We start from the raw sequence: 24,835 nt of genomic DNA on the forward strand, positions 1-24,835 counted from the left end.
CCACTGCTTTACAGCATGTGAGTAATTCTGCAACGACAGAGGGTTTCATTGATGGATGGTCAACAGCATGATGGCGACCAGCTGAAACGCGGGCTAAAAAACCGCCATATTCAGCTTATTGCACTCGGGGGCGCTATTGGTACCGGGCTATTTCTCGGCATTGCGCAAACAATAAAGATGGCCGGCCCTTCGGTCATTCTCGGTTATGCCATTGGCGGCTTTATCGCATTTTTGATCATGCGCCAACTGGGTGAAATGGTGGTTGAAGAGCCAGTGGCCGGCTCCTTTAGCCACTTCGCCTATAAATACTGGGGCAACTTCGCCGGCTTTGCTTCCGGCTGGAACTACTGGGTGCTGTATGTTCTGGTTGCCATGGCGGAACTGACCGCCGTGGGTATTTACGTACAGTACTGGTGGCCGGAAATCCCGACCTGGGTGTCGGCCGCCGTGTTCTTCCTGGCGATTAACGCCATCAACCTGGCGAACGTAAAGGTGTATGGCGAGATGGAGTTCTGGTTCGCCATCATCAAGGTGGTGGCGATTATCGGCATGATCGTATTCGGCGCCTACCTGCTGTTCAGCGGCATGGGTGGCCCGGAAGCCACTGTCACCAATCTGTGGGCGCAGGGCGGGTTCTTCCCGAACGGCATCATGGGGCTGGTGATGGCGATGGCGGTGATCATGTTCTCGTTCGGTGGGCTGGAGTTGGTGGGTATCACCGCAGCAGAAGCCGACAACCCGCAGAAAAGCATTCCCAAAGCCACCAACCAGGTGATCTACCGTATTCTGCTGTTCTATATCGGTTCACTGACCATTCTGTTGTCGCTGTACCCGTGGGGCAAAGTGGTTGAAGGCGGTAGCCCGTTCGTCCTGATCTTCCACGCACTGAACAGCAACCTGGTTGCCACGGTGCTGAACGTGGTGGTGCTGACCGCCGCGCTGTCGGTATACAACAGCTGTGTCTACTGCAACAGCCGCATGCTGTACGGCCTGGCAAAACAGGGCAACGGGCCGAAAAGCCTGCTGAAAGTCGACGGTCGCGGCGTACCGGTGATAGCGATCGCCGTCTCCGCTACTGCCACGGCATTCTGCGTACTGATTAACTATCTGATCCCTGGCCGTGCCTTCGAACTGCTGATGGCGTTGGTGGTATCGGCACTGGTGATCAACTGGGCGATGATCAGCCTGGCCCACCTGAAGTTCCGCGCAGCCAAGAACCGCGAAGGCGTGGAGCCGAAGTTCAAAGCCTTCTGGTATCCGTTCAGCAACTATCTGTGTTTGGTGTTTATGGCCGCGATTCTGGTGATCATGTACCTGACGCCGGGCATTCAAATCTCGGTGTTGCTGATCCCGGTATGGGTTGCCATTTTAGGCATCGGCTATGCCATCAAGCAGCGTAGCCAGCGCGCAGTGAGCGCAGCCGGTCGCGGGTAATTACCCCAAAAGCAACCAGGCCCGCAGTCCAAACTGTGGGCCTTTTTATTTCCCTTCTATTTTGCAAGCTGGCTCACAGTTTCCCCGCTACGGTTGATTTGTCCATCTCTACAACCATTCACTTCTGATAACTCGCCGCCAACCGGGACAATAATCGTTGCCACTCAGTCAGATCCTGCCGGTACGGAGAAAATGTCCATGAAGAGCAACGCCCTATCAATAAAAGAAAAGATTGGCTACGGCATGGGAGATGCCGGCTGCAACATGATCGGCGGCGCGATTATGCTGTTTCTCAACTATTTCTATACCGATATCTACGGTCTGACTCCCGCATTGGTCGGCGTGCTGTTGCTGTCGGTCCGCGTGCTGGATGCCGTTACCGATCCGATTATGGGCGCGATAGCCGATCGCACCCAAAGCCGTTGGGGCCGCTTTCGCCCCTGGTTGCTGTGGATCTCCCTGCCGTATGTAGTATTCAGCGTGTTGATGTTTACGACGCCAGAATGGAGCTACAACAGCAAAGTGGTCTATGCCTTCGCCACTTACTTCCTGATGTCGCTGACCTACACGGCAATCAATATTCCCTACTGCTCGCTGGGCGGCGTGATTACCGCCGATCCGCACGAACGGGTTTCCTGCCAGTCCTACCGTTTTATCCTGGTCGGCATCGCGACCCTGATCTTGTCTCTGACACTTTTGCCAATGGCCGAATGGTTTGGTGGCGCAAACAAGGCGCGTGGTTATCAGATGGCAATGGGAGTACTGGCTCTGGTCGCCCTGTTCATGTTTCTGTTCTGCTTTGCCACGGTCAAAGAACGCATACGTCCGGCAGTGCCAACCCATGACGCCCTTAAATCCGATCTCAGAGACGTGTGGAAAAACGATCAGTGGGTGCGCATTCTGCTGCTGACCTTCTGCAACGTCTGCCCCGGTTTTATCCGCATGGCCGCCACCATGTATTACGTCACCTACGTCATGCAAAAATCCGCCTCCTTCGCCAGCCTGTTTATCGCGTTGGGCGTCATCGGCATGATGATTGGCAGCGCACTGGCCAAGCCGCTGACCGATCGCTTCTGCAAACTGAAAGTGTTCTTCTGGACCAATATTTTGCTGGCGGCGTTTTCGTGCGGCTTTTATTTCCTCAACCCGCAGCTCACTTCGCTGATTGTCGCGGCCTATTTCTTACTGAATATCCTGCATCAGATCCCTTCGCCACTGCACTGGTCACTAATGGCCGACGTGGACGATTACGGCGAATGGAAAACCGGCAAGCGCATCACCGGCATCAGTTTTTCCGGCAATCTGTTCTTCCTTAAAGTCGGGCTGGCAGTGGCCGGTGCCATGGTGGGCTTCCTGATGTCGTTGTCCGGCTATCAGGCGGATGCCGTCAGCCAAAGTACCGGGGCGCTTAACAGCATCGTGCTGCTGTTCACCGTGATCCCCGGCATCGGATACCTGATCACTGCCGGCGTGGTACGCCTGCTGAAGGTTGATCGCCAACTGATGCGTCAGATCCAAATCGATCTGGAAAAGCGACGCACTAATTACCGCGAACTGGCCGACTACTCTGAACAACAACTAAAAACCCGAACCCCGTAAGGAGCCCGCGATGCGCGACTACCCTAATCCCTTGATTGAACAGCGGGCCGATCCGTTTGTTCTGCGCCACAGCGATGGCTATTACTACTTCACCGCTTCGGTGCCGGAATATGACCGGTTAGAACTTCGGCGCGCCCGCAGCCTCAGCGAATTGTCGCAAGCCAGCCCAACGGTGGTGTGGCGAAAACCACAGCAGGGGCCAATGAGCCATTTAATCTGGGCGCCGGAACTGCATTTTATTAACGGCAAGTGGTACATCTATTTCGCGGCTGCCCATAGCCCGGCGATTGCCGATGGCCTGTTCCAGCACCGAATGTTTGCTCTGGAATGCAGCGCGGCCAATCCACTGACCGGAGACTGGGTGGAGAAAGGTCGAATTTACACCCATATCGACAGTTTCTCCCTCGATGCCACCCACTTTGAACATCGTGGCAAACATTATTATCTCTGGGCGCAGAAGGATCCGGCGATCGACGGCAACTCCAACCTGTACCTGGCCGAGATGCAAGATCCCTGGACGCTGAAGGGCCGGCCGGTCATGCTCAGCCGACCGGAACTCCCTTGGGAAACTGTCGGGTTCGCGGTCAATGAAGGGCCGGCGGTGATCACCCATGGCCGAAGGATATTCATCAGCTACTCCGCCAGCGCGACCGACGAGAATTATTGCCTCGGCCTGCTGTGGGCCGATATCGACAGCGACATCACCGATGCCACCCAATGGCATAAGCTCGACCAACCTGTATTTCGCACCAGTGTAAAAAACCGCCAGTTTGGCCCCGGACACAACAGCTTTACCCTTGATGAACAGGGGCAAGATCTGTTGGTTTACCATGCGCGAAATTACACGGAGATCGAAGGGGATCCGCTCTATGACCCAAATCGTCATACACGGATTAAACCGCTGGAATGGGATGAAGAAGGAATGCCGGTATTGGGTGAGCCCCCGGCAGATAATCGTTAACCCTTAAAAAGGCTCGGCATCGCGCCGAGCCTCATATCAACTATAGAACCTACTTACGCAGCGCTTTCACTTGCTCGGCCGTCACATCCGCCGGTAACCCGCCCCAGGTCACACGCAGATAGTTCACCAGTTCTGCTACCTGCGCATCATCGAGTCGGTCACCAAAGGCCGGCATGCTCTGCATGCTTTCGCCGTTAGGGAATTGCTGTGCCGGTAAACCGTCCAGCACCGAGACAATCAGGTTTTTAGCGTCCGGTTGGCGCAGCGTGGCGTTATCACGCATCGCTACCGCTACGTGCGGCTTACCCTGGCCTTCACGCGCATGGCAACCGGAGCACTGATCCTGATAGCTGATGCGCCCGGCATCACTGCCCTCACCGATTTTAACCGGCACAGCCGCCGGTGGCTGTTCCCCCATCAGATAGGTCGCCAGCGCCTGGTGGTCTTCCGGTGTCAGATGACGGGTGCTGAGATCCACCACCATGTGCATCTCGCTGAAGGCGGAGCCCTGCGGCGCCAAACCGGTCGAGAGGAAGCGGTTCAGATCCTCCGGCGTCCAGCCACGCTGTGCCAACCCGTGCGGAGTGATGTCCGGTGCCATAAAGCGCCCAAGGTCACCGCCCTGCATAGGTTTGGCCAGATTCATTTGCCCCAGCATACCGCGCGGCGTGTGGCACTCCCCACAGTGGCCCAGCGTATCCGCCAGATAACGGCCGCGTTGCCACAGTGCGGAATCCCCCTGCGAACTGGCCGGTAGCGGATCCTGACTACGGAACAACAGATTCCAGCCAATCAGCGCCATGCGCTGGTTAAACGGGAACGGCATGGCGTTTTCCGGAATGGCAACATCCACCGCCGGACGGGTCATCAAATAGGCATAGATATCATCGGCATCCTGGCGAGACATCCCTTTATATGAGGTATAAGGCATGGCCGGATACAGATGACGGCCCCCCGGAGCCACGCCCTGGGTCAGCGCCAGGAAGAAGTCGTCTTTGGTCCAGCGACCAATACCCTGGTCGGCCGAAGGCGTCAGGTTACTGCCATAGATAGTGCCGAACGGCGTATCCAGCGGATAACCACCGGCCATTGGCGCGCCACCACTGGCGGTATGGCAGGCGGCGCAGTCGGCGGCCTGAGCCAGATAGCGGCCACGGGCAACCTGTTCGGTGCTGGCGGTCACCTTCTGTACCGGGCCGTCGTATTGGCGATTTTCACGCCACCACAGCACGGCGATGATGATAATCACCACCAGCAGGATCAGCAATGCGAGACGTTTTTTCATTGCGCCGTCTCCTTCACCAGCCCTGGGGTTTTCAACACCACGTCACGAACCGCTTCGTAGTAACGCACGTAACCGGTGCAGCGGCAGATATGGCTGTCCAGCGCCTGTTCGATAGCACTTTCCAGTTGATCGCGGGCGATCGGTTCGCGTTTGAGTTTTTCCACAAAAATGGTGGCCGCGTTAACAAAGCCCGGCGTGCAGTAGCCACACTGGAAGCTGTAATGCTCCAGGAAAGCCTGCTGGATAGGTGAAAGCTCGACCACTTCGCCCTGCTCATCCACCTTGGCGTGCCCTTCGACGGTACGCACTTTCTTGCCGCTGAAGAAATGCGCGCCGGTGATACAGGTGCGCACTTCCTCACTGGTGCCGCTCGGGTGATCGACAATCGCCACGCAGGCGTGGCAGATCCCCTGCCCGCAGCCAAGGCGCGAGCCGGTCAGGTCGAGATACTCGTGCAGGAAGTCGATCATCATCAGCCCTTCCGGCACTTCGATCGGGCCGTACTGCTTGTCATTGATGGTCAGGGAAATCGGCTGGGTTTTAATGCTCATTGTAATACCTCACGAATATTTTCTGCACGAACGGGCAAATCACGGAAACGGTGGCCGGTAGCATCGGCGATAGCGTTAACCAGTGCCGCAACTACCGGGATCATCACCACTTCGGCCATGCCTTTGGGTGGATCGGTTTCCGACAGCGCGGGCAGGATGTCATCAGTCTGTTTCCAGACCGCCACATCGCTGGCGCGCGGCAGGTGGTAACGGTTAAAGTTCCAGGTACCGTTACCGGGCCCGTCTTCGTACAGCGGTAAATATTCGTGCAGCGCATGGCCAATCCCCATAGCCAGGCCACCCTGCAATTGGCCGGAAACCAGTTCCGGCACAATCAGGTTGCCGCACTCCATGATGGAATGGTGGTTCAGCAGTTCCACCTGACCGGTAGCGATATCCACCGCCACTTCCGCCAGGGTCCCGACGGCGCTGTAATAGGTGACCGCCGCGTTATTGCGTTGGGTCGGTGGATAGTAGGCCTGGCTGCGCGGCAAGGTTTTAAACTCACCATTGGCAGTGCGTACCGCCAGGCCGTCAATCGGCAGACGCTCGCTTTTGCCGCTCAGGGTAAAATCCGCTTCCGCCCACTGCCAGCGGTTAAACACGTGTACCGCTGCACCGGTGATACCGCCCATCTGGTAGGCTTGTTTCGCCAGGCGCTCCAGGCTCAGCACTTCCATGCCGGCCGCGGTCAGACCGCCTTCTACCCAACGGGCGTCTTCTCTGCGCACCACTAATGGCGCAGCCTGGCCGCCACCGGGGCCGGATTGCCAAATGGCCATCGCCGCCGGCCACAGGCCGTGATCGAATATCAGCCGCGCCGCTTCGCGCGTGCTGTGGGAGAAGTAAAACGCCGAGTTGCTGGCGCTGGACGGTGAGCAATAGCTTGGCGTCCAGGCCGGGTTGGCCTGCAACTGGTCCTGTTCGGCCTGCGACATGATATAAGGATCGCCGCTGGTGACCATCGGCAGTACCGACCAGTCGGTCACCGAGAAGTGCGCCTCATCTGCCGGTTTGCCCAGCCACTGTGCGCACAGCACCGATTGTGAGGTCGACATGCCGGTTCCCATTTCTGCGCCGCTGTGGTGCAGCATGATGCGCCCATCTTCCCCCAGCTCGACGCGGGCGAACGAGGTCTCGGCCCCGGTGCCGAAGTCTTTTTGCACGCAGCCAAAGCCGACACCATAACGTTTGCCCGGGTGCTGGCTCTCAAACTCCGCCTTGCGCTGGGCACGTTGCAGCCACATCTCGTGCTTGGCCGCCTTTTCCAACACTTCATCGGCACGAATGGCCCCGGCCGGAATAGCGCCCTGGGTATTTTTCATGCCGGATTTCAGAACGTTGCGCAAACGGAACTCGATCGGGTCGATCTTCAGCTCGGCAGCCAGTTCATCCACCATCATCTCGGTAGCGGCCATGCTTTGCAGCGTGCCGTAGCCACGCGCCGATCCGGCATCAATGGCGCGCGAAGCCAGCCCCACCGACGACAAGTCGCTTTTCGGGAAGTAGTAAATCGACTGTGCCGCCGTCGCCGCCACCATCACCACCGACGGTGTGAAGTTGCTGCGGCCACCGCCGTCTGCCGTCATTTCGCCGTGGAATGACTGCAACACGCCGGTTTGGCGGTTGACCGCAATGCGGTAATTCATGTCGAAAGCGTGGCGCTTCAGCGCCGTCTGGAACTGTTCGAAACGGTCATTGGCCAACCGTACCGGGTGCCCGTCGCCGTACATCGCCGCCACTGCGCCGTAGTACGGGAAGTTATAGTGATCTTTCGAGCCATAACCCACGGTGTAGCACGGATGCAGAATCAGCTGTTTCACCGGCGGATTGTGTTTGGCCAACATGCGCGGCATTTCGTCGGCCACTTCCTGTGGTGACTGGGTCGGCACCACCAAATGCAGAGTCTGCGTCGTGGCATCAAACCAGCCGTTGGCGTTATCCGGCTCCAGCGCCGAGGTATCGACGGACTGCGTGGTATAACGGCGCGACATCACCAGCCAGTCTTCCGGCGGCGTTTGCAGCTCATTGGCAATCATGCCGGCATAATACATCCCTTCCTGATCCAGCTTGCCGCCCTCGCGGCCTTCCGGCCAGACCGGCAGGTGTTTCTTCATCGAAACCGGGAAAATCGGCGTGTCTTTCAGGCTGGAGAAGCGATCGTCGTCGAACGGCTTATCGCCACCCACCCGCACATAGCGGAAGGTGCCCCAGGGATCTCGTTCCAGCGGGCCGGTCTCCGCCCCGTACTTGAGCGTTTCTTCACGGAATTTCAGCTTGTCTTTGGCAAAGCGGAAACGGGCGAAGTCGTGATAAATCAGAATTGCCACCGCCTGGCCCAGATAGGCCGGAGTTTTACCGATCGGCAGCAGCATGTCGTCGCCGTAGAACGCTGGGAAGGCCAGGCCGTCACGCGCCAAATCCTCAGCCGTCACCAGCCGGTCAGGCTGCAGGTCATCCCCCAGCAACGAGAGATCGATGCCCGCAAACAGCCGGTCAGCCTTGGTGACACGTAAAATAAAGGCGTGCGCCTGCTGTTGCGGCCAGTGCGGCATATCGACTGCGCGAATGTCGCGGGCGAACACCTTTTGCCCCATCACCTTGGCGCGGCCATCGATGCGAAAACGTATGCGTTTTTCATGGGCATCCCAGTTCGGAGACTGGAGGATTTTTTGCTCAAACAGTGCGGCGTAGGCACGGCTGTACAGTGGCGCGAGGTAGACGGATACCCCTGCTATCACGGCGCTTTTGATAAAGCGACGCCGCGACGGGTTAAAATTACTCATAAAAAGTCCCTTACTTCTTTATTGTATTTTTGTATTCAGCGGTGTTGTTGCGCAAACGCTGACGACCTTGCCGTAAACGTCATAAGCATATGCTTATAACCAAAATTATGTGATGATTAACATGCTGTTTTCAACAAAAATACATCTTAAAAACACATATTTTTAGTAAGGTCATAAAAAGTTGCGCAAATTCGGGCAGGTAAAATGGCAACAGGCATAGTGATCGCCGCCGCCGGACGTGGGGAACGCTTCTCGCAGGCCGGTGGGGCAGGCAATAAATTGAATGTCGGGTTTGCGGACGCTACCGGTCGGCAACGCTCGCTGTTTGAACAGACGCTGCGTCAGGCGTTGGCTTCGGGCCTGCCGGTGTGGGTGGTCACCCGCCCGGACAATCTTCAGGTACAACAGGTCTGCGCTAGCTATCAGGTGCCGGTCACACTGCTGGCAAGCGAGGGCCTCGGGGATTCCATCGCCGCCGGCGTTAACGCCACCCCGCACTGGCAAGGCTGGTTGATCCATTTAGCGGATATGCCTTTCGTCACACCGACGGTTTTCCAACAGGTGGCTAGCGCTCTGGAACAACATGCCATCGTTCGCCCCAGTTACCAGCAGCAGCCAGGCCACCCGGTCGGGTTTTCCGCCATTTTGCGCAAACAATTGGGCCAATTGCGCGGTGATAATGGCGCACGTGAACTGCTCAAAGGGCAGTCGGTGTATCTGCTTTCCCTTGAACAACCCTGGGTCGTGCAGGATATTGATCTTCCATCACAGCTACCGACCAGCGAGTAAATCAACTATGCAACATCTCGATATCACCGTGGTCAACCAGGCGATAAGCTGGCTGAAGCAACAACCGGTGTGGCTGTGCACCGTACTGAGCACCTACGGCTCTTCACCGCGATCGCCGGGGGCGATGCTGGTGGCTACCCAGGACGGGCATTATTGCGGTTCGCTGTCGGGTGGCTGCGTGGAAGAAGATTTTCTGCGGCGCGTGGCGGCTGGGGAATATCAGGCGGCCAGCCAGGTGATCCGTTACGGTGAGGGCGGCCTGGAGCCGAACGTGGCACTGCCCTGTGGCGGCGTGCTGGAAGTGCTGATTGAATCCCTGCCCGCTGGCGACGAGAGTATTGCCTATCTGACAAACATTGCCGGCGCACTCAACGGGCACCACGCGCTGGTCAAGCGCCTGACCTTGCCCGATGCCTGTACCAGCCTGACATTAACCGACTTCGCCAGCGCCACCCAGGTGGAACGCCGTGGCCCGCAGGTCACCTTGCATATCGCCGCGGCACCGCGTTTGCTGATCGCCGGGCTATCAAGCGTGGCGCTGTACTGTGCCGATTTCGCCAGTTCCCTGGGGTTTGAAGTGTTGGTGTGCGAGAACCGGCAGGAGGTGCTGGATAATTTCGCGCCGCAGCTTAGAGCCAACGTAACGCTGCTGCGCCAATTTCCGGCCAAGTTTATTGAAGACGGCGGCTGTCACGCCAATACCGCGATTGTGGCGCTGACCCACGATCCACGCATGGATGATTTGACGCTGATGGAGGCAATCCACACCCCGGCGTTTTATATCGGTGCCATGGGATCATTGCGCAACAGCGCGCGTCGTCGCCAGCGCTTACAGCAAATTGCCGAATTCAGCCCGCTGGAACTGGAGCGCATTCATGCCCCGATAGGGTTGCCACTCGGCAGTAAAACCCCGGCAGAAATCGCGCTGGCGGTAATGGCGGATATCGTGCAGCAAAAAAACCGCACTACCGCCATCGGGGCAGTCAATCAAGCGGAGTCACTGGCACCAGATGCTGGAGCTCAAGATGCAACTCCTCCCGCTCGTTCAGCGAATAGTTGAACATCGTCAGGTCTGGCCCAACCCTGCGGGCCAGGCCCAATTCCGGTAATGCCTGGGTATAAATCTGCGCCACATGCTCGTGCAAGGCTACCGGCTTGCCTGAATAACAAAAACGGCAAAAATCACCGTGAATTTCCGGCCATGGCTCAAGGCCGGCATCATCACTGACCGGGCAGTCCTGCGCCACGCCAAGCGCATATTCCACCCTGACCTGCTCCCCATCGGGGATAAACTGGGTCAATGCATAGGTCAACGCCGGCCGACAGCCAAGCGACTCATAAAAGCGTTCTCTGATTTTGCTGCGGATGGGCAGGTGCGACTTATCCAGATCGGCAATGTCGAGGTGGTAAGCGTAACTTTTCCCCTTGATCGCATACTGCCCTGTGGCCACCTTGATGCGCTCAACCTGAATGTCACCGGAATGGTTGGCCGACAACGAACGAACCAGATGGCTGAAATCCTGCTTGCGGGCATGGCGGTAAACGCTGGGGGATTCGGCGAAGTGTTTCTTGAAACAACGGGAAAAGGTTTGTTGGTTATCAAACTGATATTCAATAGAAATATCAAGAATGGTCTTTTGCGTGAAGCGCAAGGCAAAAGCCGCGAGATACAAACGGCGGGCGCGAATGTAGGAAGCCAGAGACTGGCCGGTCTGCGTTTTGAACATTCGCTGCAGATACCATTTCGAGTAGCCTGATTTGGCAGAAACGATATCCAATGATAGCGGGTTGGTCAGGTTGTCTTCAATCCAGACCAGTAATTCCCTGATATGATTTTCCTGCGTTTCCATGTAGTTGCCGAGCCTTCTGTGCCAATATGCCTTTACGTGTGGGTGGTTGCTGCGCAAGTAGGGTATACAGGTTAAAACGCGGCGTCCAGCGAGCTACAGGACTTTACACAGGGTCAAATCAAGCCTGAAACTTGCCGCCCGCTGCCGGGCGACAAGTGTTCCGGAGTTATTTTACGCAGCGAGAACACTGGCCGGCCTGGATCTTCTGGAAGAAGTCATTGCCTTTATCGTCCACCAGTATGAACGCCGGGAAATCTTCCACTTCGATTTTCCAGATAGCTTCCATTCCCAGTTCCGGGTATTCCACGCAGGTCAGGCTCTTGATGCTCTGTTGCGCCAGCACCGCAGCCGGGCCGCCGATGCTACCGAGGTAGAAGCCACCGTGTTTGTGGCAGGCGTCGGTCACTTGCTGGCTGCGGTTGCCTTTGGCCAGCATGATCATGCTGCCACCATTGGCCTGCAACAGATCAACGTAAGAGTCCATGCGCCCGGCGGTGGTTGGCCCCAGTGAACCGGAGGCGTAACCGTCCGGCGTTTTGGCCGGGCCAGCGTAGTAAATCGGGTGATCCTTGACGTACTGCGGCAGACCTTCACCGTTGTCCAGGCGCTCTTTCAGCTTGGCGTGGGCGATGTCGCGCCCCACGATGATGGTACCGCTCAGCGACAGGCGGGTGGATACCGGATATTGCGACAGTTGCTTGAGGATCTCGCTCATTGGGCGGTTGAGGTCAATCTTGACGGCTTCGCCCTCCCCGGCCTGACGCAGTTCTTGCGGAATGAACTTGCCCGGATTGTGCTCCAGCTTCTCCAGCCAGATGCCGTCACGGTTAATCTTGCCCTTGATGTTACGGTCAGCGGAGCAGGAAACCCCCATGCCTACCGGGCAGGAAGCGCCATGGCGCGGCAGACGCACCACGCGGATGTCGTGGGCAAAGTATTTGCCGCCAAACTGCGCACCCAACCCCAGATTCTGCGCTTCTTTCAGTAACTCTTCTTCCAGCGCTACGTCACGGAATGCCTGACCGTGTTCGTTCCCTTCAGTCGGCAGGCCATCGTAGTACTTGGTTGAGGCCAGCTTGACGGTTTTCAGCGTCGCTTCGGCCGAGGTGCCGCCAATCACGAATGCCACGTGGTAAGGCGGGCAGGCTGCGGTGCCCAGCGTACGCATTTTCTCGACCAGATAATCCTTCAGCTTGCCTGGGGACAGCAGCGCCTTGGTTTCCTGGTAAAGATAGGTTTTGTTGGCAGAACCGCCGCCCTTGGCGATGCACAGGAATTTGTATTCTTCACCGTCCACGCTGTAGAGATCGATCTGCGCCGGCAGGTTGCTGCCGGTGTTGACCTCATTGTACATATCCAGCGCGGCGTTTTGCGAATAGCGCAGGTTGTCTTCGATAAAGGTGTTGTACACCCCGCGAGACAATGCGGCTTCATCACCGCCGCCGGTCCAGACGCGCTGGCCTTTTTTGCCGACGATGATGGCGGTGCCGGTGTCCTGGCAGGTCGGTAAAATACCCTTGGCGGCGATTTCTGAGTTACGCAGAAATTGCAGCGCAACGTACTTGTCGTTTTCGCTGGCGTCCGGATCCTTAAGGATATCAGCCACCTGCTGCTGATGCGCAGGGCGCAACATAAATGAGGCGTCATGGAACGCGTGCTGGGCAAGGAGGGTTAACGCTTCGGGAGCTACTTTCAGCACTTCCTGGCCTTCAAACTCACTCACGGAAACGTGGTCACGGCTCAACAGATAGTATTCGGTATCGTCTTTTTTCAGCGGGAACGGATCTTGATAATGGAACGGTTTATTCGACATTAATCTCTCACTTGCAACATCAGCTGCGTTAAATTCACACTTACTCAGCCAGCTCGGGGCAGGCCGCGTCAAAAAACTCCCCACACCTTACGTATTTTTAATCAGCCGGTTATTGCGCTAAATCGCATAATTCCCTCTGATTTGTAAGGGTGTTGTAGGCTTCACCTGCATTAATCGGGACGAATCTATTCGTCCCCTACAGACAGGGACTCGGCATATACGGTTTATTATCCCGCAGTTAACACAATGATTACAATCCATCAGCGTCGATCGGGTTATCAATGCGGTGAAAAACCTGTCTGAAGGCGGTCAGCAAATTAGTTTTGCGTCTTATTGCCAGCCGGTTCGCCATTGCTTAAGCTAGCCGCAATGAACAAAGTAAGAATCCCCATTGCGCTGCAACAGGCGGTGATGCGCTGTCTGCGAGAGAAACTGCAACTGGCCCGTCAGCACTTTTCCGTCGAGTTCCCCGAGCCCAAAGTCGTTTACCAGCAACGCGGTACCAGCGCGGGCACCGCCTGGCTGCAAGCCTGGGAAATCCGGCTTAATCCGGTGCTGCTGATGGAAAACCAACAGCCGTTTATCGATGAAGTCGTGCCGCATGAACTGGCGCACCTGCTGGTATTCCGCCAGTTTGGTCGCGTGCCCCCCCACGGCAACGAATGGCGCTGGATGATGGAAAGCGTATTGCAGGTACCGGCCAGCCGTACCCATCAGTTTGAGATTGCTTCGGTGCAGAGCAAAACCTACCCTTATCGCTGCCGTTGCCAACTGCACCAGCTCACCGTGCGCCGCCACAATCGGGTGATGCGCGGAGAAAGCGAATATCGCTGCCGTCAGTGTGGCGACAAGCTGAAGTTTTTCGCCGGCGAACCCATTTAACGAAACGATTTATACGTTAAAACAAGCAAATATCGCCGTTTGCTACGGCTGCAAACTTCCGCTACCCTGCGTGCTTTTCCAATTTTGAGCTGTTTTGGAATATGCTTCGCAAAATTTTATTTATGGTGGTTCTCACTGCCGGTGCCGCACAGGCACACGGCATCAATAACTTTTCTCAGGCCAAGGCGGCTGCGGCCAAAATCAATCAGGACGCGCCTGGTTCCTTCTACTGCGGCTGCCAGATCGACTGGCAGGGTAAAAAAGGGATTCCCGATCTGAACAGTTGCGGTTATCAGGCCCGTAAAAACGCCCAACGCGCGCAGCGTATCGAATGGGAACACGTGGTACCGGCCTGGCAGTTCGGCCACCAATTGCAGTGCTGGCAACAGGGCGGGCGCAAAAACTGCAATAAAGACGCCGGCTACCGCCAAATCGAAACCGACCTGCACAACCTGCAGCCGGCGATAGGTGAAGTGAATGGCGATCGTAATAACTTTATGTACAGCCAATGGAAAGGTGGCGAAGGCCAGTACGGCCAGTGCCCGATGAAAGTGGACTTCAAAAATAAGCAGGCCGAACCGCCTGCCCGCGCCCGTGGCGCGATCGCCCGTACCTACTTCTATATGCGCGACCGTTACCAACTGCGGCTTTCCCGTCAGCAGACCCAGCTTTTCGAGGTATGGAACCGCCAGTATCCGGTCAACCAATGGGAATGCCTGCGCGAGGCACGCATCGCCAATATTCAGGGCAACCATAACCCCTATATTCAGCAGGCTTGCCAGCAACGAAAGGGCTAACCTACTATATACCCGTCGCCTTTCAAGCCGCCTACACCCTTAAGTCAGGATCGAATATTCATATGCGCATACCCCGTATTTATCACCCGCAGCCGTTGATCGACAACGCGGAAATCTTCTTAAGCGAAGACGCCGCCAACCATATCGGGCGTGTACTGCGCATGAACGCCGGCCAGGCGCTGCAGTTATTCGACGGCAGCAATCAGGTGTTTGACGCCGAGATCACCCGGGTCGACAAGAAAAATGTGCAGGTGCAGCTCAGCGCCGGCCAGTTGGAAGACCGTGAATCACCGCTCAATCTGCATCTGGGCCAGGTGATTTCTCGCGGTGAGAAGATGGAGTTCACCATTCAGAAATCCATCGAGCTGGGGGTTAACGTCATTACCCCGCTGTTTTCCGAGCGCTGCGGCGTGAAACTGGACGGCGAACGCCTGGCGAAAAAAATTCAGCAGTGGCAGAAAATTGCCATCGCCGCCTGTGAACAGTGCGGCCGCAACCGCATCCCGGAAATCCGCGAGGCGATGCAACTGGAAGCCTGGTGTGCCGAGCAGGATGACAGCCTCAAGCTTAACCTGCACCCGCGCGCCAGCCACAGTATCAATACCCTGCCGCTGCCGGTGGAGCATGTCCGGTTGCTGATTGGGCCGGAAGGCGGCTTATCCGCCGGCGAAATTGCAATGACCACAGGCCACGGATTTACTGATATCCTGCTGGGGCCACGCGTTCTGCGTACAGAAACCACAGCGCTCACCGCAATTACCGCTTTGCAGGTACGTTTCGGCGACCTGGGTTAAAGGAGAAAAGATGATTAAGCTCGGCATCGTGATGGATCCTATCGCCTCCATCAATATCAAGAAAGACACCAGCTTCGCCATGCTGCTCGAAGCGCAGCGCCGTGGCTGGGAACTGCACTATATGGAGATGGACGATCTCTATCTGCACGCCGGTGACGGCCGCGCCCGCACTCGCCTGCTGAGCGTGAAGGAAGATAAAGAGAGCTGGTTCAGCTTTGGCAGCGAGCAGGATCTGGCGCTGCAGGATCTGGACGTGATCCTGATGCGTAAAGATCCCCCGTTCGATACCGAATACATCTACGCGACCTACATTCTCGAACGCGCAGAGGTCAAGGGCACGCTGGTGGTCAACAAGCCGCAGAGCCTGCGTGACTGCAACGAAAAGCTGTTCACCGCCTGGTTCCCGGAACTGACGCCGGATACCCTGGTCAGCCGCAGTGCGGCGCATATCCGTAAATTCCACCAGCAGCATGGCGACATCATCCTCAAGCCGCTGGACGGCATGGGCGGTGCGTCGATTTTCCGCGTTAAGCAGGATGATCCTAACCTGTCGGTGATTATCGAAACTCTGACCGAACACGGCAGTCGTTTCTGCATGGCGCAGAACTTCATTCCGGCGATCAAGGAAGGCGATAAACGCATTCTGGTGGTAGACGGTGAACCGGTGCCTTACTGCCTGGCGCGTATTCCGGCGCAGGGCGAAACCCGTGGTAACCTGGCGGCCGGTGGCCGGGGAGAAGCGCGTCCGCTGAGCGAAAGCGACTGGAAAATTGCGCGTGCGGTAGCGCCGACGCTGAAAGAGAAAGGGCTGATTTTCGTGGGCCTGGACGTGATTGGCGATCGACTGACCGAAATCAACGTCACCAGCCCAACCTGCGCACGCGAAATCGAAGCGGCCTTCCCGGTGTCTATCACCGGTATGCTGATGGATGCGATAGAAAAGCGTCTGGCAGCGAAGTAATCCGCAGTGCGGGCGGCGTTGTCGCCCGCTATCCTGACCTCCCTTACTGACGCCATCGGCTTGAAAGGCGACGGGGTTTACCCCTATGAATTTCAAGTTTGCAGCTAGGCGGCAAGCTCGCTCATCCCCAGGCGCTTACTTAAGTAAGTAACTGGGGATGAGCGAGCGCAGCTAACAACGCTGCAACTTGAAAGGCGACGGGGATGGCCGCATACTGGCGGCTGTTTAACTTCTCACCCACTAATCATCTGAAATAACACCATGAATTTACAGCACCATTTTCTTATCGCTATGCCATCACTTCAGGATCCTCGCTTCAAACGCTCGGTGATTTATGTCTGCGAGCACAATGAAGACGGCGCCATGGGCCTGGTGATCAATAAACCGGTGGAGCAGTTCACGGTGGAAACGGTGCTGAGTAAACTGAAGATCGTGCCGCAAACGCGCGATCCGGCGTTCAGCCTGGATAAACCGGTATTTGCTGGCGGCCCCTTGGCTGACGATCGCGGCTTTATTCTGCATACGCCGCGTAAAGGCTTCGGATCCAGCATTCAGATCTCGCCGGATACCATGATCACCACTTCGAAAGACGTGCTGGAAACGCTGGGTACCCCGGAGCAGCCGGATGACGTGCTGGTCGCACTCGGCTATGCCGGTTGGGAAAAAGGCCAGTTAGAGCAGGAAGTGTTGGAAAACGCCTGGCTGACCATTGAAGCCGACACCGACATTCTGTTCCATACGCCGATCGCCAACCGCTGGCGTGCGGCCGCCAACCGCCTGGGCATCGATATCTGCAGCATTGCCAACCATGCAGGACACGCCTGATGACCAACCGCACCATTATCGCCTTCGACTTCGGCACCAAAAGCATAGGTGCCGCCATTGGGCAGGAGCTGACCGGTAGCGCCCGAGCACTGGCCGCCTTCAAAGCGCAGGACGGCAAGCCGGACTGGCAAAAGATTGAAAAACTGCTCAAAGAGTGGCAGCCGGATCTGGTGGTGGTCGGCCTGCCGCTGAACATGGACGGCACCGAACAGCTGGTGACCGAGCAGGCCCGCAAGTTCGCTAACCGCCTGCATGGCCGTTTTGGCATGCAGATAGCGCTGCATGATGAACGCCTGAGTACCGTCGAAGCTCGCGCCAATCTGTTCGACCGCGGCGGGTTCCGCGCGCTGGACAAGGGCAGCGTGGACTCCGCCTCGGCGGTGGTTATTCTGGAAAGCTGGTTTGAGCGCCAACTGGGCTAATTTTTTCAGCCGGTGCAAACCGGCTGAGCATGATGGCCCCCGCCGTCGGTACCACTTCATCCTCGTCCTCCGGTAAGCTCCAGCCCTCTTGCAGCCCGTAAGTATCGAGCGACAACCGGTTGACCCGATACGAGGTCAATGACCCCACAATCGCATAGCCGCGCCAGTCGGTAGTCACGCCGTATTGGTTATCCACCCCAATACCCGGGGAACCCGGCACGCTGACCAGCGCTATGGTTTCACCCAGCGATTGCCCCAGCGTTACGCCCTGGCTGGACGCAATCATACTGCCGGAAAGTGCGGCATCCTGCTGCTGATAGCCAGGGCCGCGCGAATACCCCACCCGCAATTGACCGGCGTTATATTGGTAACCGGCACTGAGATCCTGGCTGCTGCTCTTTTTCTGGCTCTGGGTAGTGCTGGCGGCATAGTTGAGGCTGTAATCCTTCAGCGCAGTGCCACTGATGCCCAGACGGCGGCTATCTTCGCCATTCTTCACCAGGGTATGATCGTAGTTAAGCCTGACACGTGGCAACAATATCGCACTCATCGGGATCGAGAACGACAGGGCGAGCAGGGCCTGATCTTTGCCGTAGGAACGCTGGTTATATTCAGCACGCAGGTTCACGTCCAACTCTCCCCAACTGCTGCTCACCCCCAACTCAAGACTGGTCTCGCCTTTCTCCTGCCCGCGCATCGTCTCCTTAACCAACGTTAGATAGGCACTGTCAGAATCTGTAATAAACTGGTTATAGCTCGCCTCTAGACGGTATTTTTTTTCAGCATCAAAATCACCGGTAAAAACACCGTCATCCCAATCCCATGAGTAGGTTTTCTGCTGGACTATCGCTTCATTAAAAGTGCGATAACTTTGCCTGGGCGGATAATACTGCGCCAACAGGCTAAAAGAGGACTCCCATTGAGGCACCGCCTTGGCATAACGCAGGCGGGCCATGCCTCCGCTGTCCGGCTTTTGTCGCCGTGGTTCAACCGCCGATGAAAGGCTGTAATCCATCGACAAGGCTCCCCACTCATCCAGACTTTTGCCCACCCCCACTGCCGCACTTCGATAGAGGTCGGAGGTCAGAAAGCCGCCATACAGTGTCATTTTGTAAGCCAAACCGCTGCTAAGGGACATTTCACCAAATACCGGCTGAGCTTGTTCACTGCCGTGGTAGGGCTGATATTTACCGACGGTGGCGTCGTACTTCCAATGATAACGGTGCACCAGGTTGGGCATCGCTGAATAGGGGATCCGCCGTTCGGTTTCGGTACCGTCGCTTTCCTTGATGATCACTTCAATATCACCGTCAGGGGCCGGCGGATAAACGTCCTTCAGAATAAAGGTGCCGGGCGAAACAAAGGTCTGATAAATCACCACGCCGTTCTGGCGGATCTTCACCTGCGCGTTACTGCGTGCGTAACCGCGTACCCAGGGTGAAAAAGCGCGCAGGCCATCTGGTAACATCCTGTCATCCGATACCAGGCTGATACCGCGATATTTCACACTGTTGAACAGCGTCGAAGGGGTGTTGTTATCGCCCAGGGTCAACTGGGAGCGCCAGGCTTTAATATCGCGAAAGGCAAACGCCCGGTCGGTATACCAGGCGGGTTTGCCCCAGGTTTCTTCCTGATAAACCGGCTCATAACGCAAACGCCAGGCACCCAGGTTCAGGCCACTGTTTATATCCGCATTCATCCGACGGCGACGATCGGTATTGCGGTATTTTTCACCCTGGTAGTGACTGTAATTGAGACGATAATCGACGAACGCGGCATTGATGCCATCATCCCAACGGCTGGTGACCACACCATTTTCTTTATTGGTGATGAGATACTCCGGGATCACCAGCGTCAGTAACTGCGCATCCGGATCATAAAACCGTTTTATATTTCGCTGTGCCAATGCCGCCTGCATCACGCAGCCGTCGGCAGAGAAATACATGGCGGCGACATCGGTATAACGCATCCCCCATTCCCTGAGCAAGGGGGCGGTAATGCAAACCTCCCCACTGGAGGTCTGATCAAACCCGATGCGGCCGTGGTAAGCATTATTGACAATAACGTAGATTTTATTGGACTCGGCCAGACAGGCGGGCGCCACTAACGCCGTCAGCAGCAAGGATGTGCGCAAATAGAAAAGCATGGAGGGTTAACACCGGCTTTTTAACCCAATAAAAAAGGCGCTCTACGCGCCTTTATTCTTGAGCAAAAAAGCTTAGCCTTGCAGAGCGGCCAGCTCGGCACGAGCCTGACGCAGGTCAGCGGTGATTTCGTTGACGTCAGACTGTTTTTCCTGCAGTTTTTTCTCGTACTTGGCCACTTTTTTCGCGTCGCCACGTGCCTGCGCTTCGCCTAAATCAGCCTGCACCTTGCTGACATCGTTTTGTTTCTGAGTCAGCTTACGCTCCAGCTTGTCGATTTTTTGCTGCCCTTTGGCTGCCAGGCCACTGTCGGTGCAATGGGCTTGCAGCTCGTTCAAGGCTTTTTGCAGACCGGCCACTTTGTTGCTGTTGCCGTATTTCTGCGCTTCTCTGATCTGGTTTTCAATCGCCCCACGCTTGGCGTTGCAGTCGTTACCTGCTGCAGAAGCCACGGAAGCAAAGCCCACGCCCAACGCCAGAACCAGTGGCAGTGCGATAAATTTAGTCATCTTTTTCATTATCATGTCCCTTTTCAACGGTAAATAAGTCGGGCGATATCCCCTTCCTTCTTGTCGGACAGATAATAGATTTCTGCTGGTGACGGTAATAGCGTAAAACGGCTTCATTCCACTGTAGGAAAGGACTATTCGTTTGTAGTCCATACCCAGGTCGACAGCAGACTTTGTTGCAGCGCCACGACCAGTTCGTCCGCCGCCTGCACCACGACCTCCAAATGCTCATCCGTCGCACTCGTCAACAGCCACCGGCAAGCCTCAGCCAGCCGATCGGCATTCACTAAACGGGCTGCCCCCAGTAATTTATGCGCGACCTCAGCTATCTGGCCGTTATCTACCGACAGGTTGTCCCGTTGCGCAGCTAGTAACTCGCCATCTTCTTTTAGGCTTTCGATTAGCGTTTCGGCAAATTCAGCGAAGACTCCCGCCGCGCGTAGCTCTGCGGGTAAGGTTGCGGGATCAAAAATCCAGAGTTCCTTGCCTGAATGGCTGGGTGTTGCTGACAGAGGGCGAAGTTTTTCGGTGAGGGCCTGCAGGCTCACCGGTTTGAACAGACAGTCATCCATTCCAGCTTGCAGGCAGGCTTCCCGGGCGCTGCCCTGCGCATCTGCCGTCAGCCCCCAGATACTCACTGCCGATAGTCCCCGCTCACGCTCATTCAACCGCAATCGGCGGGTGAAATCATAACCGTCCATATTCGGCATATGGCAATCGGTGATCACTAAATCGACCTGTTGCCGTTCCAGCGCTTTCAGGGCCTGCACACCGTCCTCAACCGGGATCGGATGATGGCCAAGGAAGCGTAATTGCTGCGTCAGTAACAATCGCCCCGCACGGTGATCTTCCACCACCAATATCCGTAAGCCAGGCCGTTCAACGGCAGGTGCCGATGCCACCATTGGCCGAGGTTCTACTGCCATCAGGCGCGGGATTGACAGAGAAACGGTCACCTCAGTGCCAATTTCCGGCTCGCTGACCAGCGTAATAGTGCCTCTCATCATGGTGACCAAAGTGCGGCAAATATAAAGCCCCAGCCCGGCGCCACTGCTGCCGGCCATGTTTTGCTCCTGAGAAAACGGCTGGAACAGCAGTGACTGGGTGGTTTTCTCAATGCCTTTACCGGTGTCGATAATTCTGATGCGCAGTTCAAGACGCTCATCACTAATGGCATCCACCAACGCACTGAGAGTGACAGTCCCCCGTTCGGTGAATTTAATCGCATTGCTGACCAGGTTTGAGATCACCTGCTTGAACCGTACCGGGTCGATCAAAATATCCCCGGCTATCTCGGTATCAATATCCAATTTAAAACTCAATCCTTTCTGGCGGGCGACACCGTCAAACAAAATGGCAATCGATTCAATCAACTGCCGCAGATCGGCCCGCTCCGGGTGCAACACTAAACGTTCAGACTCAATGCGCGAGATATCCAGAATGTCGCCAATCAGCGCCAACAGTGAATGTGCCGAACTGTGCGCGATGCTCAGTAACTCGATATCCGTTTCTTCTCCGCGCTGTTGCTGGCGTAACACCAGTTCCAGCATGCCAATAATGGCATTGAGCGGGGTACGGATCTCATGGCTCATGGTAGCCAGAAAAGTGGTTTTCGCGCGGTTGGCGCTGTCCGCCAGCTCTTTGGCCTGCTGCAATTGCACAATCAGTTGCTCGCGCTCGGTCACATCAAACCAGCCGCCTACTTTACTGACACAGTGCCCCTCTTCCGCCATTAGCAACGTGCTCCACTGCTGCAAAATATGAGGCTGTTCACCAAAGCTCAGTTGCCGGGTGACCAGTAATGCATGGGGATCCTGCTCATTTGAGTTCAGGGCAATATCTTCAGCGCCCGATAGGCTAAGTTGAAAACTTTCCAGGCTATTGCCTACCGCCGCCGGTGGAACCAACCCCAGCGCCTGATAAAAACGAACATTGGCCGAGGTGATTTTTTCTTTTAAATCGGTCAGATAAATCGGCAGCGGCACGGCATCCAGTAACTTTTGCTGATGCAAAGTCATCTCATTGCGTAATACCACCAAACGATGCCGATGTCGCCGACGATAAAAAACCAATATCACCAGCATAAACAGCAATAGGATGACCAACACCAGCAATAACGGGCGATAATATTGCGGTAGTAAAACCCCTTCGGCACTCTCGCCGTTCATTAGATAAGCATTGTTGTACCAGTTGCGGGTCATGGCATGAATATCCTCCGGCGGAATATTCAGTAATGCCTTATCGAGAATGGTGGCCAGTGGGTATTCACTGCCGGAAACACCCATAACAAAACGTGCCGGTTCTGAATCCAACCCGCGCAAAATCTGCAACCCGGGTTGCGAACCATGGGAAAGCAGAAAATCTGCACTGATCATCGGTAGCACCAATACATCGGCATGGTCGTTGGTCAACGCTTTGATCCCATCGTAGGGCGTCGCTACCGGGATAATGCGGCTCTGCGGGAAATGCTGGCGCAAGAAAGCATCGAGTGGGTGGCCACGCACCAGCGCTATACGCTGTGGCTGCAAATCGGCTTTTTGTGCCTCATGGCCCACCAGCACCCAGGAATTAAACAGATAAGAGCGGGTGGTCAGCAGCCCGTTGGGCCACACCGCATCCAGGGTCACACCGGCGACCACATCGGCTTTGCCGTTCTTCACTTCTTCCAGCGACTGCTGCAACGAGGTGGCCCGAATGACGTCAAATTTCAATCCGGTGCGGACAGCGATGGCTTCAAGCACATCGGCCGTTAACCCATGAAAATACCCCTGCTCATCGAAGAAATTCAGGGGTGCAAAGTCGTCGTTAACGACCACCCGCACCCTGGGGTTATCCTCAATCCACTTGCGTTCCAGTGAGGTAAATAACAGATGTTTACCCGCCGAGACCATCGGCACCCCACCGCTCCAGCGGCTCTGAATAGCCACCACCACACTGTCAGGAAGGGTCTCCAGCACCTTGTTCAGTATCCTTTGCAGGCGAATATCATTTTTCCCGACGCCAAAGGAGAAGCCACCGGCGTCATCCTGCGGCAACAGTTGTAAACGCAGATTGTTCAGGTTTGCCTGATTGATCAGATAGCGGGCGGAAATGGCGTCACCGATAAATGCATCAAGATTATTAAAAGAAAGGGCCTCCAGCGCGCGGCGCGAAGAGTCGTAGACCTGGATGCTGTCGGCGAGAAAGCGCCCGGTCAATGCTTTACGATTACGGTACAGATTTTCAATCCCCACCCGCCGGATCGGGGTACCGTGCAGCAGACTGTCCGTTCGCTCCACCAGCGCCGGACTGGCATTGATATAAGGATGGGTGAGCAACAGACCATATTTTTGCTTATCTTCGTCGCTGGCATTGGCGATAAGATCCACTTCACCTTTGGCCAGGGCCTGCATCAGCAACTGATAACTTTCGTAGTAGCGGACACGAACCTGAATATTAAGGTTGTAGCTGATAATGCCCAGATAATCGGCATTGATGCCGCCATAGTCATGCAGCCCGATGGTGATGTCATAGGGCGGATAATTGGGTGCCGATGTGCCGAAGATCAGCATGCGTTTTTGACGTAGCCATTGCCAGTCGCCACCCTTTAATCCCGGTTCCGGCAATTGGACCTGACTACGACTATCCAGGTTTATTTCCCGAAAACCCTGAGTCACGTCGGCGGCAACGCTGCTGCAAAACAACAGCAATATTAAAAATAACTTATTCATCATTGCCGAGACTATTTTTATTGTGAAGAAAATCCGCCAGACCTTCGGCATTTTGCACCTTCAACTTATCCATAAGACGTGCCTTATAAGTACTAATGGTTTTATTACTTAACAGCAGGCGGTCAGCAATCTCCTTATTGCTTAATCCCTCACTCAAATAACGCAGCACGGTCAGTTCACGATCGGAAAGGCGCCCCATCAGGTCTTCATCTTGCGCTGGTGCATTCATCAGTGAGGTAAATGTCCCCTGCGGAAAACAATGATAACCTTGCAATACCACCTGGCACAGTAGCGCCAGTTGACTGAGATCCTGCTCTTTGCTGAAAAAGCCGCAGGCACCGGCACGCCAGACACGCTCGGCATAGATTTCCGCTGGCAGGCTGCTGTAGACGATCACCTTAATCGAACTATTCATTTGGCGAATATGTTGCAGTATTTGCAAGCCATCCATTTTATTCAGCATAATATCGAGGATCACTAGCTGGGGCTGTAGCTCTTTTATTTTTGCCAATGCTACCATTCCATTGGTAGCAGTTATAATTGAGTTATTTCCTAAGGGGGCGAGAATGGCCTTCACGGCAAAACAAATTGCCGGGTGATCGTCAATAATCAGCCAGGTGTGCATAAGGATATCCTTATCCAATAAACAGCGCTCGTAACACGAAAAACACTTCATTAAAGATTTAATGAAGTACATAAATTAATATTTTTAATGGGTTGTTA

Annotated in this window: 20 protein-coding genes; 11 read left to right on the forward strand and 9 right to left on the reverse strand. The window is 55.7% G+C overall.

Annotated features, from left to right (window positions below; translation table 11 throughout):
* Window positions 1–51: 51 nt before the first annotated feature.
* The 3 genes from E5C26_RS20750 to E5C26_RS20760 all read left to right on the forward strand — a co-directional run bounded on the left by E5C26_RS20750 (window position 52) and on the right by E5C26_RS20760 (window position 3,994).
* Window positions 52–1,434: an amino acid permease gene (locus tag E5C26_RS20750; RefSeq protein ID WP_135317982.1), complete on the forward strand. Its 1,383-nt coding sequence runs from the start codon at window positions 52–54 to the stop codon at window positions 1,432–1,434.
* 198 nt (window positions 1,435–1,632) lie between these two features.
* Complete coding sequence (locus tag E5C26_RS20755) at window positions 1,633–3,033, forward strand: glycoside-pentoside-hexuronide (GPH):cation symporter (RefSeq protein ID WP_135317983.1); 1,401 nt, start codon at window positions 1,633–1,635, stop codon at window positions 3,031–3,033.
* 10 nt (window positions 3,034–3,043) lie between these two features.
* Complete coding sequence (locus tag E5C26_RS20760; RefSeq protein ID WP_135317984.1) at window positions 3,044–3,994, forward strand: glycoside hydrolase family 43 protein; 951 nt, start codon at window positions 3,044–3,046, stop codon at window positions 3,992–3,994.
* A gap of 49 nt (window positions 3,995–4,043) precedes the next feature.
* Here E5C26_RS20760 and E5C26_RS20765 read toward each other — a convergent pair whose 3' ends face one another.
* Genes E5C26_RS20765 through E5C26_RS20775 form a run of 3 tightly spaced genes read right to left on the reverse strand, consistent with a single transcriptional unit; the run spans window position 4,044 to window position 8,616 of the window.
* A complete protein-coding gene (locus E5C26_RS20765; protein WP_135317985.1) occupies window positions 4,044–5,279 on the reverse strand; it encodes a c-type cytochrome in 1,236 nt (411 codons plus the stop codon).
* Window positions 5,276–5,830, reverse strand: coding sequence for a (2Fe-2S)-binding protein (locus tag E5C26_RS20770; protein WP_085118899.1), 555 nt, complete (start codon window positions 5,828–5,830; stop codon window positions 5,276–5,278). Before E5C26_RS20770 ends, E5C26_RS20765 begins: the two co-directional genes overlap by 4 nt.
* Window positions 5,827–8,616 (reverse strand): xanthine dehydrogenase family protein molybdopterin-binding subunit, encoded by a 2,790-nt coding sequence (locus E5C26_RS20775; RefSeq protein ID WP_135317986.1) that lies wholly within the window; start codon window positions 8,614–8,616, stop codon window positions 5,827–5,829. Before E5C26_RS20775 ends, E5C26_RS20770 begins: the two co-directional genes overlap by 4 nt.
* A gap of 204 nt (window positions 8,617–8,820) precedes the next feature.
* On the opposite strand from E5C26_RS20775, the gene E5C26_RS20780 reads away from it, so the two are divergent.
* Both E5C26_RS20780 and E5C26_RS20785 read left to right on the forward strand, forming a co-directional pair.
* A complete protein-coding gene (locus tag E5C26_RS20780) occupies window positions 8,821–9,405 on the forward strand; it encodes a nucleotidyltransferase family protein (protein WP_135317987.1) in 585 nt (194 codons plus the stop codon).
* A 7-nt stretch (window positions 9,406–9,412) separates the two neighbouring features.
* Window positions 9,413–10,465, forward strand: coding sequence for an XdhC family protein (locus E5C26_RS20785; RefSeq protein WP_135317988.1), 1,053 nt, complete (start codon window positions 9,413–9,415; stop codon window positions 10,463–10,465).
* Here E5C26_RS20785 and E5C26_RS20790 read toward each other — a convergent pair.
* Entirely contained in the window at window positions 10,389–11,255 is an 867-nt protein-coding gene (locus tag E5C26_RS20790; RefSeq protein ID WP_135317989.1) for a helix-turn-helix domain-containing protein, read from the reverse strand. The genes E5C26_RS20785 and E5C26_RS20790 overlap by 77 nt on opposite strands.
* A gap of 166 nt (window positions 11,256–11,421) precedes the next feature.
* Window positions 11,422–13,068, reverse strand: coding sequence for a class I fumarate hydratase FumA (gene fumA, locus E5C26_RS20795; protein WP_135317990.1), 1,647 nt, complete (start codon window positions 13,066–13,068; stop codon window positions 11,422–11,424).
* 369 nt (window positions 13,069–13,437) lie between these two features.
* Between fumA and E5C26_RS20800 the strand changes: the two genes are divergently transcribed.
* From E5C26_RS20800 to ruvX, 6 genes are all read left to right on the forward strand, one after another.
* Entirely contained in the window at window positions 13,438–13,950 is a 513-nt protein-coding gene (locus E5C26_RS20800) for a SprT family zinc-dependent metalloprotease (RefSeq protein WP_135317991.1), read from the forward strand.
* Between the two features lie 101 nt (window positions 13,951–14,051).
* Entirely contained in the window at window positions 14,052–14,747 is a 696-nt protein-coding gene (gene endA / locus E5C26_RS20805) for a deoxyribonuclease I (RefSeq protein ID WP_135317992.1), read from the forward strand.
* Between the two features lie 62 nt (window positions 14,748–14,809).
* Window positions 14,810–15,541, forward strand: a complete 732-nt coding sequence (rsmE, locus tag E5C26_RS20810; RefSeq protein ID WP_135317993.1) for a 16S rRNA (uracil(1498)-N(3))-methyltransferase — start codon at window positions 14,810–14,812, stop codon at window positions 15,539–15,541.
* Window positions 15,542–15,551: 10 nt separating this feature from the next.
* Complete coding sequence (gene gshB, locus E5C26_RS20815) at window positions 15,552–16,502, forward strand: glutathione synthase (protein WP_112347374.1); 951 nt, start codon at window positions 15,552–15,554, stop codon at window positions 16,500–16,502.
* Window positions 16,503–16,763: 261 nt separating this feature from the next.
* On the forward strand, window positions 16,764–17,327 hold the full coding sequence (locus E5C26_RS20820; protein ID WP_135317994.1) for a YqgE/AlgH family protein: 564 nt from the start codon (window positions 16,764–16,766) through the stop codon (window positions 17,325–17,327).
* Window positions 17,327–17,749 (forward strand): Holliday junction resolvase RuvX, encoded by a 423-nt coding sequence (gene ruvX, locus E5C26_RS20825; protein ID WP_135317995.1) that lies wholly within the window; start codon window positions 17,327–17,329, stop codon window positions 17,747–17,749. The genes E5C26_RS20820 and ruvX overlap by 1 nt, the downstream gene beginning before the upstream one ends.
* On the opposite strand, the gene E5C26_RS20830 is transcribed toward ruvX, so the two are convergent.
* From E5C26_RS20830 to E5C26_RS20845, 4 genes are all read right to left on the reverse strand, one after another.
* Window positions 17,712–19,895: a fimbria/pilus outer membrane usher protein gene (locus tag E5C26_RS20830; protein ID WP_135317996.1), complete on the reverse strand. Its 2,184-nt coding sequence runs from the start codon at window positions 19,893–19,895 to the stop codon at window positions 17,712–17,714. The two genes, ruvX and E5C26_RS20830, sit on opposite strands and share 38 nt — an antisense overlap.
* A 72-nt stretch (window positions 19,896–19,967) precedes the next feature.
* Window positions 19,968–20,411 carry a DUF1090 domain-containing protein gene (locus E5C26_RS20835; RefSeq protein ID WP_135317997.1) on the reverse strand — a complete coding sequence of 148 codons (444 nt, stop codon included), beginning with the start codon at window positions 20,409–20,411 and terminating at the stop codon, window positions 19,968–19,970.
* Between the two features lie 125 nt (window positions 20,412–20,536).
* Window positions 20,537–24,115, reverse strand: coding sequence for an ATP-binding protein (locus E5C26_RS20840; RefSeq protein ID WP_167796687.1), 3,579 nt, complete (start codon window positions 24,113–24,115; stop codon window positions 20,537–20,539).
* Window positions 24,105–24,737, reverse strand: coding sequence for a response regulator transcription factor (locus tag E5C26_RS20845; protein WP_167796688.1), 633 nt, complete (start codon window positions 24,735–24,737; stop codon window positions 24,105–24,107). Before E5C26_RS20845 ends, E5C26_RS20840 begins: the two co-directional genes overlap by 11 nt.
* Between the last annotated feature and the right edge of the window lie 98 nt (window positions 24,738–24,835).

The sequence above is a fragment of the Serratia proteamaculans genome (genome assembly GCF_004684015.1).
Taxonomy (GTDB): domain Bacteria; phylum Pseudomonadota; class Gammaproteobacteria; order Enterobacterales; family Enterobacteriaceae; genus Serratia; species Serratia proteamaculans_F.